Annotated in this window: 9 protein-coding genes and 1 pseudogene; 6 read left to right on the top strand and 4 right to left on the bottom strand. The window is 41.4% G+C overall.

Going from position 1 to position 18,488, the window contains the following annotated elements:
- The first annotated feature begins 190 nt into the window (after window positions 1-190).
- Genes nrdH through nrdF form a run of 4 tightly spaced genes read left to right on the top strand, consistent with a single transcriptional unit; the run spans window position 191 to window position 3,987 of the window.
- Window positions 191-421, top strand: a complete 231-nt coding sequence (gene nrdH / locus V3C97_RS01615; RefSeq protein ID WP_009553213.1) for a glutaredoxin-like protein NrdH — start codon at window positions 191-193, stop codon at window positions 419-421.
- A complete protein-coding gene (gene nrdI / locus V3C97_RS01610; protein WP_338434316.1) occupies window positions 421-795 on the top strand; it encodes a class Ib ribonucleoside-diphosphate reductase assembly flavoprotein NrdI in 375 nt (124 codons plus the stop codon). Before nrdH ends, nrdI begins: the two co-directional genes overlap by 1 nt.
- Window positions 785-2,956 carry a class 1b ribonucleoside-diphosphate reductase subunit alpha gene (gene nrdE, locus V3C97_RS01605; protein ID WP_338434315.1) on the top strand — a complete coding sequence of 724 codons (2,172 nt, stop codon included), beginning with the start codon at window positions 785-787 and terminating at the stop codon, window positions 2,954-2,956. The genes nrdI and nrdE overlap by 11 nt, the downstream gene beginning before the upstream one ends.
- Before the next feature lie 38 nt (window positions 2,957-2,994).
- Entirely contained in the window at window positions 2,995-3,987 is a 993-nt protein-coding gene (gene nrdF / locus V3C97_RS01600) for a class 1b ribonucleoside-diphosphate reductase subunit beta (RefSeq protein ID WP_338434314.1), read from the top strand.
- A gap of 112 nt (window positions 3,988-4,099) precedes the next feature.
- Here nrdF and V3C97_RS01595 read toward each other — a convergent pair whose 3' ends face one another.
- Together V3C97_RS01595 and V3C97_RS01590 are read right to left on the bottom strand one after the other, a co-directional pair.
- A complete protein-coding gene (locus V3C97_RS01595) occupies window positions 4,100-4,663 on the bottom strand; it encodes an NADPH-dependent FMN reductase (RefSeq protein ID WP_027826918.1) in 564 nt (187 codons plus the stop codon).
- Between the two features lie 8 nt (window positions 4,664-4,671).
- Window positions 4,672-5,745, bottom strand: coding sequence for an LLM class flavin-dependent oxidoreductase (locus tag V3C97_RS01590; RefSeq protein ID WP_338434313.1), 1,074 nt, complete (start codon window positions 5,743-5,745; stop codon window positions 4,672-4,674).
- A 172-nt stretch (window positions 5,746-5,917) separates the two neighbouring features.
- Here V3C97_RS01590 and V3C97_RS01585 point away from each other — a divergent pair, with 172 nt between their 5' ends.
- Window positions 5,918-6,262: a helix-turn-helix domain-containing protein gene (locus V3C97_RS01585; RefSeq protein ID WP_338434312.1), complete on the top strand. Its 345-nt coding sequence runs from the start codon at window positions 5,918-5,920 to the stop codon at window positions 6,260-6,262.
- A 73-nt stretch (window positions 6,263-6,335) separates the two neighbouring features.
- A pseudogene (gene hemH, locus V3C97_RS01580) lies at window positions 6,336-7,268 on the top strand (ferrochelatase).
- 115 nt (window positions 7,269-7,383) lie between these two features.
- On the opposite strand, the gene mprF reads toward hemH, so the two are convergent.
- Window positions 7,384-9,996, bottom strand: coding sequence for a bifunctional lysylphosphatidylglycerol flippase/synthetase MprF (gene mprF, locus V3C97_RS01575; protein WP_338434311.1), 2,613 nt, complete (start codon window positions 9,994-9,996; stop codon window positions 7,384-7,386).
- A 158-nt stretch (window positions 9,997-10,154) separates the two neighbouring features.
- Window positions 10,155-18,362: a mucin-binding protein gene (locus V3C97_RS01570; RefSeq protein WP_338434310.1), complete on the bottom strand. Its 8,208-nt coding sequence runs from the start codon at window positions 18,360-18,362 to the stop codon at window positions 10,155-10,157.
- Window positions 18,363-18,488 lie beyond the last annotated feature (126 nt).

Raw genomic sequence — 18,488 nt, 5'->3', positions numbered from 1 at the left:
GTTTTATATCATACGAATTTTCGCGTGATAAAGCAATTTCTATTGGTATCCGCTTTCTTAAATAACTCTATATATGGTATTGAGGGTGTTTTTTAACCCCCTATATCTTGTGTTTTACGATTGCTTTTTGTTGATTTATTCCCAAAATATTGTATACTGAATTACGTTAATTATCGAGGGAGTGAGCACAATGAAGCTAACTGTTTTTACTAAAAATAACTGTATCCAGTGCAAGATGACTAAGAAATTCTTAGAACAACACAACATCAGTTTTGAAGAAAAAAATATTTCACAAGAACCACAATACATTGATTATCTCCGTGATCACGGCTTCCAAACTGTTCCGGTGATCGAAGAAAACAACGAACCTGTAATCAATGGTTTTCGTCCTGATCTTTTAAGGAGGCTCATCGCTGACTAATGAAAGTTGTCTATTTTACTGTGACAGGTCAGACACGGCGGTTTGTCAAAAAACTTGCTGTTAGTGATCCTTACGAAATTGATGGGATTGATCCAGAACATGAAGTCAACGAGCCGTTCGTCCTCATCGTTCCGTCGTATAGTGACCCTGCTATCACGGAACCTGTGGACGAATTTTTAAGTTATGGAACAAATTCTAAAAATTTAAAAGGAATTATTGGCAATGGTAACCGTAATTTTGCGGAATTATTTATTATCACTGCTAAAGAACTGGCTCACAAATACCAAAAACCAATTATTTATGCCTTTGAATTCAACGGCACACCACGCGATGTAGAAAATTTCAGGAAAGCGGTGAAGAAACTTGAGTCTTAAAGATATTGATATCAGCAAAGTTCGTTATTATGATCTCAATAATGAGATCAATCTCCCTGTTAATGGGCAAATTCCATTGAATAAAGATAAGGAAGCTCTAGCTAGCTTTCTCGAAGAAAACGTTGGCCCCAACACCAAACGGTTTGCCAATCTAAAGGAACGCTTTGATTATCTCATTGCCAATGATTATTATGAAGCTGAATTTATTCATAAGTATGACTTTAGCTTCATTGAAAAGTTATACGCATTTTTACGTCAAGCCAACTTTCACTTTAAGACCTTCATGGCCGCTTATAAATTCTATGCCCAATATGCTTTAAAAACTAACGATGGAGCATATTATCTGGAAAACTTCATTGATCGGGTAGCAGCCAATGCTCTTTTTGCTGCTGATGGTAATGAGGAATTGGCTATGGCTTTAGCAGATGAGATTATTCACCAGCGTTATCAACCAGCTACTCCAACCTTCCTCAATGCCGGTCGCAAGCGGCGGGGTGAGTTGGTGTCCTGTTTCTTAATCCAAATTACTGATGATATGAACTCAATTGGACGAGGAATCAATTCTGCCTTACAACTCTCACGGATTGGGGGCGGTGTTGGGATCACCCTATCCAACTTACGGGGAGCTGGCGCCCCTATCAAGGGAATTCAAGGAGCTGCTTCCGGGGTCATTCCTGTCATGAAACTCCTGGAAGATAGCTTTTCCTATTCCAACCAACTTGGCCAACGTCAAGGTGCAGGAGTTGTGTATTTGAATGTCTTTCATCCTGATATTATTGCTTTTCTTTCCGCCAAAAAGGAAAATGCTGACGAAAAAATCCGGGTTAAGACCTTATCTTTAGGAGTTATTGTACCTGATAAATATTATGAATTGGTACAAAAGAATGCCGACATGTATCTCTTTGACCCATGGGGGGTTGAGCGCGCCTATGGTAAACCATTCTCATATGTTGATATCACTAAAGAATATGACAATATGGTAGCTAACCCTGCTATTCCTAAGAAGAAAATTAAAGCCCGGGAATTGGAAGAAGAAATTTCCAAACTCCAACAAGAATCAGGTTACCCCTATGTTATCAACATCGATACTGCTAACAAGGCTAACCCAATCGATGGCAAAATCATCATGAGTAATCTTTGTTCAGAAATTCTGCAAGTTCAACGTCCTTCACGCGTTAATAATCGCCAGGAATTTGACGAACTTGGCACTGATATTAGTTGTAATCTAGGTTCAACTAATATCGTTAACCTGATGGCTTCACCTGATTTTGGTAAGTCCGTTATGACTATGACCCGAGCTTTGACATTTGTGACTGACCACTCTGCAATCGATGTCGTTCCATCAGTTGAACATGGCAATGCGATTGCACATACTATTGGTTTAGGTGCTATGGGATTGCATGCCTTTTTGGCTAAGAATCACATTGAGTACGGTTCTCCAGAAGCTTTAGACTTTACTAGTGTCTATTTTATGCTCTTAAATTACTGGACTCTTAAAGCCTCAAATACTATTGCTCGAGAACGACAAACGACTTTTGCAAATTTTGCTAAAAGTAAGTATGCTGATGGGACTTACTTTGACAAATATGTAACTAAATCTTATGCTCCGCAAACTGACCGGGTTAAGGAACTTTTTGCAGGCACTTTCATCCCCCAACCATCTGATTGGGCCAAACTCAAGGAAGCTGTAATGCTTGATGGGCTCTACCATCAAAACCGAATGGCTGTTGCTCCTAACGGATCAATTTCTTACATTAATGACACTACTGCCAGTCTTCATCCAATTATCAACCGGATTGAAGAACGACAGGAACGAAAGATTGGGAAGATCTATTATCCAGCTCCATACCTTTCTAACGATACTATCAAGTACTACAAGTCAGCTTATGATACTGACATGCGGAAAGTTATTGACACCTATGCGGCTGCTCAACAACATGTCGACCAAGGAATGAGTTTAACTCTCTTTATGCGGTCAACTATTCCTGAAGGTTTGTATGAGTGGAAGAAGAACCGGACAAACAAGATGACAACTAGAGATTTGTCCATCTTACGAAACTATGCCTATGCAAAAGGCATCAAGTCTATCTACTATATTCGGACTTTCACTGATGATCAGGAAGAAGTCGGCGCAAACCAATGTGAAAGCTGCTCAATTTAACTAGGTGTTGATTTTAATTAAGGAGGAATAATCCGTTCATGGAACGTCTAGACAAAAAAGGAAATTACTTAGCTATCAACTGGAATGACATTGAAGATAGCATTGACAAAGCTACTTGGGAAAAATTAACTGAACAATTCTGGTTAGATACACGAATTCCCCTTTCTAACGACCTTGCGGACTGGCGCACTTTATCTGACGCCGATAAAGATGTCGTAGGGAAAGTTTTCGGGGGACTAACCCTGTTGGACACCTTGCAATCACAAGATGGAATGTCATCTTTGATGGCAGATGCACGTACACAAGAGGAAAATGCTGTACTTAACAATATTCAATTTATGGAGTCTGTCCACGCTAAAAGTTATTCTTCAATCTTTTCAACGTTAAACACTCCTAAAGAAATTGAAGAGATCTTTGCTTGGACTAACAGCAATGAAACACTGCAATATAAAGCTCAAAAAATTAATGACATTTATCGTCACGGTAAACCATTAGAAAAGAAAGTCGCTTCTGTTTTCCTGGAAACTTTCTTATTCTATTCAGGTTTCTACACTCCGCTATACTGGTTAGGCCACAATAAACTGGCTAACGTTGCTGAAATTATCAAGTTGATCCTGCGGGATGAATCTGTTCACGGCACATATATTGGCTATAAGTTTCAACTTGGTTTTAACGAATTGAATGCTGAGGAGCAAGAAAGCTTTAAAGAATGGATGTACGATCTTCTCTATGATCTTTATGCTAATGAAGAACAATACACCCACCTTCTTTATGACCAAGTTGGTTGGACAGAAGAAGTGCTCACTTTCTTACGTTACAATGCTAACAAAGCCTTGATGAACCTTGGTATGGATCCCTTATTCCCAGATACTGCTGAGGACGTCAACCCGGTAGTCATGAACGGGATCTCTACTACCACTTCTAACCATGACTTCTTCTCCCAAGTCGGTAATGGTTATCTGTTGGGGAACGTTGAAGCAATGAATGATGATGACTATCTATTCCGCTTTGACGATGACGATCAAAAATAAATATTTCCATAACTAAACAAGCGGCAGGCAAGAAATATTGTTTCTTGCTTGCCGCTATTTTTATTATATAGCCAAAGCTTTTTATAAAATTTATACCACTAATTCTTTGACGCTAGAAAAGGCTATCTTCTAATCTTTGCAGTTGTGCTTGATACGTCTCAGTCGTCAATAACAAGTCACTGGCTAATCGGTCAATACGCGTAATAATCTCTCCGGTAATGATTTCATCACCAGCAATATCTTTGCTCTCCACGTATAAACTGCTTGCTAATGGGACTGCCTTCATGAAGTTTAAAATCGGTTTAAGCTGGTAATCAGCCACCAAAAAATGGCGGGGTGAGCCCGCTGTTATCACAGCTGTGGTCACCTTGTCTGCCAGTGCTCGTGCGGGAAGTAAATCTAAGACATTCTTTAACGCCCCAGAGATTCCTGCCTGGTATACTGGTGATCCCAAGACCAAAGCGTCCGCACTCATGATTTCTGTTGCCACACGGAGAGTGTCACCACTGTACTCACGAAAATCACGTCCATCACTAAATACCATCTGCAATTGTCGTAAATCCAGCAAAACCACCTCAACTTGGTTGCTTTGTGCTTGGAGAGCATCTTTTAGTTTGTTCAAAATTGTTACCGTTTTCGAACCAATAACAGCACCTGATACAAGTACTATTTTCATTATTTCACCTACTTCTTCGGATATGCCCGGGTATACTGCTTAACAACAGGAACAATCTTCTCCCCTAAATAATCAATTTGTCTCATCACTTGTTTGTGGGGCATTCCTGCAAAGTCAAGTTGGGCGATATAGCGTTGCATCCCAAACTGTTCATACTGATAAAGGACCTTTTCAACAACAGCTTCTGGGTCACCAACATTCATTGATTGTAGCGGGTCGCGTTGGGCAGCAAAGGCCCGTTTATCAAAGCCATAACCATTAGCTAACCGCATTCCCTCATCAACATGTGGATAATACTCCCGTAGCGCTGTGGTCATATCTTCAGCTACATAAAATAATCCCGCAGTTGTTACCGGAATTTCTGCTGGATCATATCCATTTTCGCGTAAAACGTCACGATAAATATCCACCGACTCCTTGAAACGTGATACCGGCCCAGCAAGGGTTGTAATCACCATGGGAACACCTGCTCGCCCTGCTTTAATCGCACTCTCAGCTGGTCCACCAACCGCTCGCCAAATAGGCATCTTTCCATTTAAAGGCCGAGGATACACAGCAATATCATTTAATGGAGCGCGAAACTTGCCTGACAACGTAACTCGTTCATTGGCTGCGATCTGCAATAATAAATCAAATTTTTCTTCGAAAAGTTCAGCATAATCTTCATATTTGTAACCAAGCAAATCAAAAATCCCTAAACGTGATGCTCGTCCGCCAACAATTTCGGCCCGCCCATTAGACAACAAGTCTAATGTAGCAAAATCTTCAAAAAGTCTAACTGGATCTGTGGTCGACACAATAGAAGCAGCCGACCCGATCTTAATCTTTCGCGTTGCATTAGCAATAGCTCCCAAAATGACTGTATGTGCCTGGTTAGTAAAATATTGCTGATGACTTTCGCCCAAACCATAGTAGTCTAAACCTGCTTGCTCTGCATACGTAGCTTCTTCGACTAACTCATCAATTCGTTGCTTTTCACTACTAATTTTGCCCGTAGTTGGGTCAGGCATCCTATCCCCTAACGTATAGATTCCTACTTCTAAACCATTTTCTGGATGAATCCGATAATCTGCCATTGTCATTTGGATAACCTCCACTCCATAACTTACTCTATGTAAGAAATATAAATAAAAATCCCTAGATTGCCAAGACGGCACTTCAGAGTAATCAGGTTACTTTAAAGATACCGTTTAATTTGGCAAGCACAAAATTGATCCGTATAATAAAACTTAAAAAGTCGCAGGAGGAATACCGATGAGTTTTGAACCACTGGACTGTCACATCGATGATGGTCTCAAAAGTTTATTGGGCAAATGGAAAATCCCTATTTTAATTCAACTACGCGCTCAACAAGTGTTACGCTTTTCTGACTTATACCGCGCACTACCTGGAATAACTAAAAAGATGCTTACACAAACGTTAAAAGAACTGGAGGAAGATGATTTAGTTAATCGCAAGGTCTATCCGGTTGTGCCCCCTAAGGTCGAATACCAGTTATCTGCACATGGTCAGGAATTGATTCCGACCCTCGATGCCCTTCATGCGTGGGGAATAGCCCATAGCGCACACTTAGCGCATAAGCAACACCAGCATGACTAATCCGGTTATATTAGAAAATATTTTTACACACTACCGACTAACTTCTTAGCCTTAGTATTAAGGAAGATTATTTTTGAAAGAAAACGGCTTACTCCTCGTAAACCTTGGTTCCCCCCGTTCCACAAGTGTGGCTGATGTACGCCAATATCTCGCCGAATTCCTGGGTGATCCCAATGTAATTGAAATGCCCCGCTGATTTTGGAAACCAATCTTGCATGGGATGATTTTACGGTCACGGCCGGCTAAATCAGCTCAGCTTTATCGGGAAATATGGACCGATGCGGGATCTCCTCTCATCGTCCATACCTATAATTTAACTAAAAAAGTTCGCACTTTACTTCCTGACTGGGAAGTGACAATGGCTATGACCTATGGGCAACCAACAATTGCCAGTCAAATTACCAAGTTGCAACAAAAATGTCACCACATCACTGTTCTCCCACTTTTTCCTCATTACAGTAAGTCCACTACTAAGTCCATTATCGACCAAGTTGCAGCGGTTGCTCCAAATGCAACAATTATTAAGCGCTTCGGTGGCGACGATGCTTATATTGCGCTTCTGGTTAATAGGATCAACCAATTGTGGACAGCAGGTGACTATGACCAATTGTTTGTTTCCTATCACGGGGTTCCTGTCTCTATGATTAAACGCGGGGATCCTTACCAGGATGAAACCATGGTTACTTCGCGCAAGTTACAAGCAGCTTTAACTTTAACATCAGACAAAATTAAATTCACCTACCAATCACGGTTTGGACCAACCCCGTGGCTCCAACCATATCTCCATGAAAGTCTTGTCCAAGCGGCTGATGCAGGCATACGAAAAGTTTTATTAGTTTGTCCATCATTCACAGCTGATTGTTTAGAAACTTTACATGAAAATGGTATCGAAAATAAAGCTAATTTCCTAGCCCATGGCGGGCAAACTTTAGATCTTGTTCCTGCCCTCAATGATGACGCGGAATTTGCTCAATATATTGCCCACTTGGTTCAAATTCATAAATAGATACCAATAATACAAAAACCGTTAGAAATTGCGTTACTGAAAACGTTACTTTCTAACGGTTTTATTATTACTGTTTTCTAAACTCCAGCTAAAACTCTAGTTTTTTCATTCATTATTAGTTACGTAAAAATCGTGGCAACCATCTTTGCCATAAATCAGGTAACCCCGTGGTATTCTTCTCTTTTTTAACCGGAACGTTCACTACCGCAAATAATTGGATCATGGTAGTAACTAGTGAACTCTTCTTCCGGTAAGCAATGTATTTAGGATACCATTGGGTAACGTATTTATTTTTAAATGACCGTAATCCTTGGAACGAGTAAAAACGGTATCCATATTCATAGATCAAATGGGCAATTTTTTCTTCGAGGAAACTAAACTCCGAATTTCCTACGTTTGCTAACGGAGCCATTCCCATATCAAACCGCTGATATCCATTTTGCTGTCCATATTCAAACAACTTGATAAATAGAATGTCCATTACTCCAGAAGGAACACCATCATGGCGGTGGCGCATAAGATCAATTGAAAGTACGCCCTCCTCCATTGGCATAATATTAGCAAAGGCCACCAAGCGTCCGTATTGGTTTTTTACCACTGCTATCGGTTGCTGTTGTAGGTATTCTTCGTCAAAAAAACCTAATGAGAAGCCTTTTTCGACTTCTTGCCCTAACCATTCATCTGAAACGCTACGCAAATCAGCCATTGTCGCCGCATCAAATGGTGGTTGTAATAAAGCAAACTCATAACCTTCACGTTCAAATTTGTTAACTAAGTTCCGTAATGGCCGCCGCTTCTTCCCCGCCATACTGAAGTTGGGCAGATCAACATACCCTTCTTCACCGATTTTAATAAAATCAAACCCATAATCATGGAGCAATGAGGCGACTTCCTGATTTGTTTCATAAAATACCAGGCTGTAGCCAAACCGATCAGCAACCTTCATAAAATCCAAGATTGCACTTCGTAAATATTCCTGATTACCGACCGGTTCTCCCATGATCAATAATTTATTAGCGTTGCGCCGATACATGAAGAAAAGTTGATCCTCACCGTTAACTTGATAGTAATAAATATTTTTGTCACGCAAATAAGCCAACTGACTTACTTCATTGCCCCCAAACTGGGCAATTATCTTATGAATACGTTCTTCATCATAATTATTTAGCTTGAAAGGATCATTGGCTGCTCCTAAATAGCGGATCAGAATCATTCCCAGCAATGCAGCAATTGAAAGTGCAATCAATCCCGACAGCCAAATTTTCAAACCAGGAAATAGGAAAACGGCAGGCGTCTTATGATGGCGCATAAATGATGGCGTGTTTAATACTCCAACAATAAGATAGATCACCAGCGTCATCACAAAGATCGACCCGTCAACAATCAATTCGTTAATGGAATAACGTAACTGTTCACGATAAAGCTCTTTTTTGGCAAAGGCCACTGCAATCACTACTAAAACTAGGAAAGCAATAAACACCGGCGACGAAGAATCCCAAAAAATAGTGTTGGCCACACCCGCTACCAATAATAGCAATGCCGGCCAAAAAGCCCGCTTAACCTTTAGTGCAATCGCCCGACCTAAAATAATCAAAAGAACTGCAAAGATGATGTCCGATGATTGACTCAAGAAAAAGAGGGTATATGGATATAGCTGCAACAAAAACTTGTTACTGAATGTATAATTAGGGACCGCTGCTTCCAATAATAAAAAGATACCTGAGAAATACATGAAGCAAGTCACTAGGATATGCGCAATTTTTTGGAAAGCAGCTTGGGGCAAACCATCCAAATACTCATTGACCCGTCCTCCCATGCTGTGGGCAAAAAAGATTAAGCCAATGATAAAGGGAACAATATAATAAAAGATCCGAAAGAATAAACACCAAACAACAGCTTGGTCTGTTGCAATGCCTAGGGTGCTCATCCCCATCATCATGAAGACGTCAAAGGAACCTAAGCCCCCAGGTACCATTGAAATGACCCCTAAAACTGATGCAATAACATACAGGGGGAAAATTGCAGCTAAGTTCACAGATACATGCATAACCCAGCCAATCATCATAAAGAACCCGGCCGCAAATAACCACTCAAATAGCGATCCAGCGATTAACCGCAGCTCAATCCCCAGCGTTAGGTCTTCAAAAAAGGATGCACTTTTTAGTTTGGTAACAGTAAATAATACTGGGAAATACAAAGCTCCACCAGCTAACCAAATCCAATAATTAGCAAATTGAACTCCGATTTGCCCAATAAAAATCATTCCTAAAGCTAGCCAACACAAAATAGACAAACCCGCAACCAAAAATAACGCTACCTTGGATAAGGCATATAATACCTGCTTTTTAGTTGCATTTTGACTGTAAAAATGGGCCCGCAACGTTGCCCCTAAAACCCCGCCAAAGCCAGCGATATTAGTAAAACTGTTAGTTGTCCATCCGCTTCGGATGATATACGGGATTGTGAATTTTCCTGGTAAAAACTTCACAATAGCAAAGTCATACCCCAACATCGGTAATACTGCTACCATTCCGCCTAACAACATCAACCCTATTTCGATTGGTGACTGATCAGCCAATCCCTGTCCAACCCGATTCCAATCTACATCGCGAAAAATTTTTGCTACTTCAAAAATCACAAAGATTACCACTGATGTTACAAATAATAATTTCAGCAATAGCGCATTGCGATCAAAAAAAGTACGTGCTTTTTTTAGTATAGTTGTCACCTATTTTTCCTCCCCAAGTATGCTTTATCTATTCTCATTATCAACGAAATTAGTTAATTATTCAACTAACTAACGTAGATTAAAAACATTTTTAGCAAAAAAGGATAACTCACAGTAATAAACTGCGAATTATCCTTCGTTGTTAGGTGTTATTTAGCTCAATCGTGCTTTTTCTTTTTATTTTTCAGATCGATTCTTAATAATCCTGCCAGCATTATCAGGAGTAACCCCCACACCGTCTCACTGGTGGTTTCTTCGGCACCCGTTTGCGGTAGCCGCGCTAATTGCTCTGTTTTACTTTCCGCTTGAGCTGGACTTGGATTTTGTTGGTCACTAAGCGCAACCTTCTTATCAGCCATTGTCCCGGGCGCATTGTTCTTATCTGCGTCATCTTCTGGCATCTGTGGCTGATTATCTGGTGCGTAAATGAAAATAATTTCATCATTTACCAGCTTAAATTGTCCGCTGACACTAGGGGCTGCACTTTGTAAGTGATAACCAGGTATCTGTATAGCCTGTGCAGTAAATGCTGCCCCAAATGTTCCTGTTAAAACTGTACTTGGAGCCAAGTGGTGTCCATCAGCGGTTTGATAATGCACCACTACTTGCTCTTCATCAGGTGCGTAAACAAAGACTACGGCGTGATTATCCACTTGATAAGTTCCGGTTACTTGTGTGGAACCGCTAACCAAGTGGTATCCTGGAATATCCTTCGCAGTCGCAGTGTACTCTCCACCATAGACACCAGTCAAGTTTTCACTTGGATGCAACGGCTGCCCATCAGTCGTTATATGCTGTACTGTGACTGTTTCAGGGTTTGGAGTGTAGTTAACGACATATGCTTTATCTAGGTTCTCGTCCCAAGTAGCATTGCTAACAACAACTGTGTCACCGCCAACACTGTCCATCTCTGGAGTATATCCTTCGATGTCTGGACTGTTCAAGGTGGCAAAACTTGCCTGGTCATTCCAATCATGATCCCAAACAACCACTCCGGTAGCCATATCTTTGATTCCCCCTTGAGTAAAGACTAGGGTCTTTGCTACCTTTTGTGGTCCTGTTGGTAAGTTATAGGTCACTGTCATCGTAACGGTCTTAGTTCGCTCTTGGGCTACCAACTTGTGCTTAAGGTGCACAACAATTTGTTCACCATCATGGGTTCCATCAGCAGTAAAGTTAATCTCCGTTGGATAACCTGGTACCAAGACATACCTATTCGGATCCGGATTGATAATGTTAGTAGCGACTTTCTGGTCAGTTTGTCCATTGATCATTTGTGGATCACCAATTTGTAGTTGATTGTTGTCATCATCAACATAAATTACCGTCGCGCCCTGCTTATTAGGACTATAAATCACTGTTCTTTCAACAGTATTTAATTTTGGATCAGCAAAATTGTCATTCGTAATCAATACTACTACCGAAGATACTTCTGACTGGTCGGCCGTATAGCCCTGAATTTTCGGACTATCAACTGCTGCAAAAGTCACTTTTTGGTGCCAAGCCGAATTCCAAATAGTGGTCTTAGTTACCAAGTCAGTAACCCCATCTTGAATCACTGTCAAGCCTGGCTCTGTCTGGTAATCATCCGCCGCTTGGGAATGTGTAGCATCGGCAAAGACGTAGTGAATTACTTCTGTAATTGTCTTAGTTCTGTGCGCTACCACTTGCTTATGTTTAAAATGCAGGACAAATTGATTATGCCGATCGTCGCTTTGATAAGTCGTCCCTTTAGCAAAATTATCCGTTGCATCTGCGTTCACAATGTAGCCTTTAGCTTCTAAAGTGGCAATAATTTGTTCTAGATTTTGCCCGTTTTTGGTAAACACAATTTGCTCGGCAAAATTGCCACTTGCAGTCAACTGATTCAAAATTTGACCGTTGGCATTATCGTCCACTAGCTTTATCTGAGCATTCTGTGGATTAGCTGTATACCGGATTGTGAATACTGTGTCTTTATCCAACGGCTGGATATTGTCCATCTCAGGCGCAGCGTTGGTTGGCGTATATCCATCGAGTTGCCCTACGATTTCGGGTGCTCCTACACTAGCAAATGAATCCCGATAACCAGCAACAAGTTCCCATGGATTGTAGGTAACATGCTTAGTAACTTCATCTACAAGCGCACTCCGCTGGAACTTAACCGTTTGTACTAATTGCTTGGTAGTACCATCTGGGAGGTAGACGATAATTGTCCGCGTTACCGTTTGATTTAGATCACCTGCTTCTAACCCGGTCGTATATGTCAGATTAGGATTATCTGGGAGAGGATCGGTCGTCGTTTTAGGATCATCCGGTGTCACTAAAACAGTAGCATGTTCAATCAAAATCTTTTGGTCAGGAGTATGATCACCAGTAAACGTAATCGTCGTAGGAATCTCCTGTCCTGTAACCAGTCTCCATCCAGCTGGAACTTTGATTTCGATCCCTGATGGAGTTTTAAAGCTCCCATCGTCTTGTTTCAAAGTGATGGTTTCATCTGTATGTCCCGTGATTTCATATGTCGGAGTGATGACCTTCCCCGTTTCTTTATCAACAAACGTGATATTTGTTTTTTGTTCCTTCGGAGTATAGATGACAACTTCGTCCCCACCATTTTTCGGCTTACCAGCCAAATCAAAGGCAATCCGCTCGCTCGCAACTGTCTCTGTATTCGCTGTATATCCTGCAAGGGTGTGCTTATTAGCGGTTAAATTATAAGCATCAAAGTATACCGGTGTTGTTACATCAGTGGTCCCATGAACCCACTTAGAATAATGCACTGCGTCATCACTGCCCTGGGCAAGTTTAACCAGATCAATATCAGCCTTCCGCGTCCAATGTGATTCTTGGATGACAGGAGCGAACGCTTCGCGTCCATCCTTGTAAACAAAGGAAATCTGCCGAGTAACAGTGGTATTCAGATCTTTCTGGTCAACGCCTTGCGGGTAGTTATGTGTATAACCATCACCATCTGTCAGTTGATCTATCGTTGCTTTTCCTGCTTCAGCAGTAACTGTGACATGCTTGTGCCCAACATAAACTTTCCAGATCTGCTTAATTTTCAGCGGGACTTTTCCAGCATCGGTATCAACTAGTTCACTATTATCATATGATTCTAGATATTCCTTATTTAGTCCCTCAGGATTAGTCGTCCAGCCATCAGATACCAGCTTGTAACCTGCTTTGGCTAACTGTGCTAACCGTTCCTGGGTAGTGTAATTAATTGTGTCCCCTGAATTACCATTAATTCCGTCAGTAAATAGTGTATTGCCGGTATCTTGGTCAATGTACGCTACTTGGGCTAATGATGTATTAGGAGAAATAACAACATAGACATCACCAGCATTCACGCCCTGAATAGCAGCAATCGATTTTACTATCGCTTCTTGAGGAGTGTATCCTTTCAAAAAGTCATATTCTGTTGGCTTATTCGGATCATAGTATGGGGTAGGCACACTAGCATAATCTCCCACTGCACCGCTGGTAATGGTGGTTGAATTACCATTTTGATCTTCGGTTGTAGTACTTACTGGTATCCATATGTTGCGAACTGATAATTCTCCCGTTACCAAGTTAATTTCTACTTGCCGGTAGAACTTAACTGTTTGGTGAATATCATTTAAGCCAGCTACTGGTTGCCCTGAAACATCAACCCCATTCTTAGAAGTTCCTTGTGCATACCGATAGTGAATTGTCCGGGTTGAAGTTGATTCATAATCTTGCACATGGCTGGCGTATTCATTTGCAGGATAAACCGGCGAATTATCATCACTACCAGCAACTTTTTCACCGACAGTGGGCGGATTATCTGGTGTCACACTAACCCACTTTTCATGGTAAAAGACATCTACTGTCGTATCTGCCGTTGTTGCATCAACATCCTGAGCTGCAATCGACGCTAAAGCTCGGTCATTACTATCCGTGGCCTTTTCATAACCAAACTTCGTCAAATCATACGTTGCTACTGCTTGCCAACTTGTTTCATCTGTTGCTTCGTACCCAGCAGTATCCTCAGTTGCTTCAGCATATGGAATCCATTTTTCCCCTACTTTTGGCACTACACCTGAACCTTCAAAAATCACATCCACTTGACTTGGCTTATAATAACCAACCAAGGCTTTAGTGATCATGTCATAAATTGCGTAGCGCTTTAAGGTCACTACTTGCTTCACAGTCTGAGGATATTGTGTTGTAGTTACCCGTCCATTTGCGTCATTAATCAAGCGATCTTGATCCGCATCCCAGAAATTGATTGTCCGCGTTACCGTCTTTGTTTCTAAGGTGAACTGGTTACTGTGAATCAAATGCATAGTTACGATATTTTTGCTTGGATCAGCTGAATATGTCTTCGGCATCCCCAACCCATCATCAGAATCAATAAATTTTCCTTGATCGGTATCGTAGTAATGTACATAACTCAAATCATAACCGTCATCAATCCCTTGATTTAAACGATTGAAAACATCCCAATAAACTGTCTTATTCTCGTCATCAATCGCTCCATCAGTGACTCCCGTTGCGATCTTCAGGTCAGGGATGATGACCTTATTATCGGTGTCATCAATTACTACGTAGTGAAATTCTTGTGGTAGAGCAGTATAGGTAACTGTATTGGTAAATGCTATTGTATCTTCTGGATGTTTAGCAAATTCAGCTGCAATATCAAAAGTGATTCCCTTTGTGGCAATTTCTGAAGCGGCTGTTCCTGCCAAGTATCCCGCTTTTTTCGGAACGGTTACCCCTGGAATCGTAAATGTTGCTTCTGTCCCGGTGGTGGTTGTTCCTTGTTCCTGATACAAATAAGTGACTTCGCCTGTAACTTCATCTGTCATTTGGGTTACAGTATAGGTCTTGATAACTGGAACAGCAATGCTATTATCACCATCTTGTTGATACAATGGTGCACTTGGATCATATTCGAACTTATCTGTCCGTGTTATCGTTTTAGTGACCCGATCAATGATATGTTCCAATTCAAACTGAACGGTATCACCATCGAAATAATAAGCAACGATCTGATCAAAGCCAGCCTGACCCGTACTATACTTTCCAGTCTTGATTATCGTCGGCGTTTGTCCCGCTACTAACTGATAGTGAGCTGGAATCAAATCAGCAGGAATATTTGTAACCGCAAAATCGGATAACTTCAGCGTATCTTGATTGTCACTATATGTCTTCGTTAAGGCCGGAACATCAATGTAGTGGTCCTGACCATTCTCATCAACATAATGTAGTCGTACTTTAACAGTAGACTCCCCTGTAATCTTTATCCCCGCCCGGGTAGAAATAAACGGTGTCATTCCTTCACCCATCAAGGCTGTATCCAGATACCCTGTCTTATTCGCATCATTGATAAAGTTTGGATCAGTCCCATGGAAAATGAACTGTCCCACTGCTGTGATAGAGTCAATCGTCCGTAAGAAACGAACCATCACTGCTTTAACTTTAGACCAATCATCAACCTGATCCGCGGTCATAAAGCCTACTGTCGACGGTAAGTAACCTTTTTGCGTTTGATTTGGCAATGTTTGTGTATCATATGAGTACAAAATTTCAAAATCATTCACACCAAACGCAGTACTACGCGGTTCAAATTCAACCGCCCGGGTCAAATGGAAAGTAAAACTTGTATCCGAACTCTGTGGTAAGTTAGAGACCAAATATCCCTGTTTAATGCCATCAGTACTATAATTTGCCAGCCGTACAAAGTACGCCATTTGGTCGCTTCCTTTGTCGTCTGAAGTCCCAATTTGAACCGGTTTAACGTCCTGGTTCCCCTGAGCGGTATTTGGGACATAAGCAATTGGTGGGGTCTTAATTGTAAAAGTCCCTGAACCTAATAGGTACAACTTACCACTAACTCCACTGTCAGTAATCCCTTGAGTATAACCTTTGACATCTTCTTCAGGATTCAGCACTTCTTTGGAGGTGTTAACCATCCCTGTCCGGGTGAACATGTATACTTGCCAACCATATGAACCTGCTTCAGCATCCGGATCAATAGCAATCGGCATTTGGTTAGAACCATTGACATAGTTACCAGCTTTGACGTCAAAGTTAAATCCTGTTCCCGTATAATCTAGCTTGATAACTTCGCGCCCATTATACATAAATTTAGTCAGCTTGGGCTCTACTACTCCCTTTTCTCCTGGATTTGGTAAACCAATATCTTTCCACGTACCAGGAAAGTTCATATGCTCTGGTAAGACGTAGTAGAAGATTGGTTCATGGATGTACTTTGTTCCGATGGACGAACTATTGGCGTTGGCGATGCTGATACTACCATATGATTTCCAGTTTAAGTCTTCACTGTAATATTGATTAGATGTTTGTGAACCAGTGGCTCCGGCATCTGACTTCAAATCAGCTACACTTTGGACCCGTTGGTTTGAAGTATTAGTATAAGCAGTTCCATTTCCAAACTCTGGTGACCAAACTGTAAATTTAGTACTAATCCTCAGATCAGCAGGTAACGGATCGGCCTCATCGGTGGCTGGTGCCAAGGTCCCATACACAACGAAAGATTCCGGACTATCATACTGGTTTGTCCCAAAATTACCAGTGATGTAATAGTTAACATATTTATTCGTTTCGGCCCCCACTGCCCAGACATCTGGAATAAGCTCTACCTTTTGGAGTAACTTCCCTGTCGGCGCAGTTACTGCCTCCCCTGCTTTAATAGTTCCCGTCAAAACGGTCCCATCAGTTAAGTAAGCTGTGTAAGTATAAGCTGTTGTCCCCCGCCGCGCTGCCTCGTTTAACTGTGGCGTTCTAAAACCCGTAATAGCCAGTTCCTTAGGAAACTCTGCAACAATGTGCAGGCTATTCTTAAACTCAACTGAAGTTTGATTAGTAAAGGAGAAATAGTTGGTAATCTTCGTCGCAACTGTTTGACTAAATAAATTAGAATTATTATTTCCCCATGAATACAGTGGCAGTTTTCCTTGGTCAGGAATAGCATCCTTTCCTAACATCGTAATCTGCCATGGAGCCAGTGTTTTGGAGATAGTTGTCAAACCATCTTCAGTTAGGATCTGCTCTTGTATCGTGATCGGTCCTGCTGCAGTTAAAGTCGAAGTAGTCTCTGGACGTTCAGCTTCAAATTTTCCCACTAACTTATATCCTGTTTGAACTTCATAGCCTTGGGCCCCATATCCCTTGGGAACAGTGATGACAATGTTTCCGCCTTTACCACCTACTTGCGTAATCGTTGTTTGATCACCATCTTTTAACTGACTAGCTAACCGGGAGGCAGCTTCATCCAAAATGAAGTCTGCTGGTACCGGAATTACAATCTGAGCGCCATAATTACGGGCTGAGTTAATCTTGTTAGAAGAATAGCTTTGGTCATCTTGGATCCCAGTTGCTTGTCGAATATCAAGTTCAAACTCATATGTGACATCCGGCAACAGTTTATTAACCGTCTTCGGATCAGGTTTAGTTTGAATAAGTTGCGCATTGTCCAAACTAGTATGGATCTTAGTTGTATATGTTAATGGAGGATTCTCTATTGGCGTTGTTGTGTCATTGCTATTGTAATGACTCCAGTAAATTTTTCTAATAGCGTCCCCATCTTTGATTACATCACTTGGTCTCCCTTGACCCGTATAGTTATTGCCATCATTGATGATAATCTGTAACCCTTGGGAACTAATAGTGAAGTTGTTAGTAAACTGGAAAGTATAAACATTATAGCTAATCCCATCAATCTTTTCTGATGTCCGCTTAACAGTTCCAGCTCCAGTTAACGCCCCCGCTGTCATAACCGCATTATCATTAAGTGAAAATAGATAGTTAGGAACTTTAACGATGTAAACGTCACCGGTATTGATTGTCCCACTTAGACTGACAGTAATCCCACTATTAGAGCCATCATTCCCCAGGGTGCTGCGGCTAATACGCAAAGTTCTGCCATTATTATCAGTAGCGGTCAGACCATCGTTCGCCACTGATGTCGTAACATTTGGCGCAGCTGCTCGTACCCGTGGTTGGATAGGGGCATTACTTTCTGTTGCAGGCGAGGTTTCATTCACTGTTGTATCTACCGAAGTAGCAGGTGGCACCGTATCCCCAGTCGTACTGCTACTTGCCACACTAGTATCTGTCGCTGGTACGTTCTGGCTACTCGTATTTGTAGTAGATGACTCATCAGAAACAGCAGTCGTTGTTTTCGGCTGAGATTGAGTGCTGGTAACTTCTGTTAACTCACTATTCCCTGAATCCTTGCTAGTTATTGCATCACCGGTTGTTTGCACCGTTGGCAGTGCATTTCCAGTTTCATCAGCTTGGACTAGTTGACCCTTTGCAAATACAAACATTGTACCTAAAAGAACCGATGCAAAGCCAACCGTTAATTTGCGCAAACCATACCTTGGCTTTTGCATAGCAGCCTTTTGCTTGCGAAGTTGAGTGTTATTTTTTCCGACCATATTGGCAACCTGATATCAACGTGTCTTTGTAGTCGGCTAACTACATTTAAAGATCGATACTTTCCTTTCTCCCATTTTTCT

Origin of the sequence: Ligilactobacillus saerimneri (assembly GCF_036689625.1) — a bacterium.
GTDB lineage: Bacteria > Bacillota > Bacilli > Lactobacillales > Lactobacillaceae > Ligilactobacillus > Ligilactobacillus saerimneri.
Note: the sequence above shows the minus strand (reverse complement) of the source record. Positions and strands in the feature narration are given on the sequence as shown.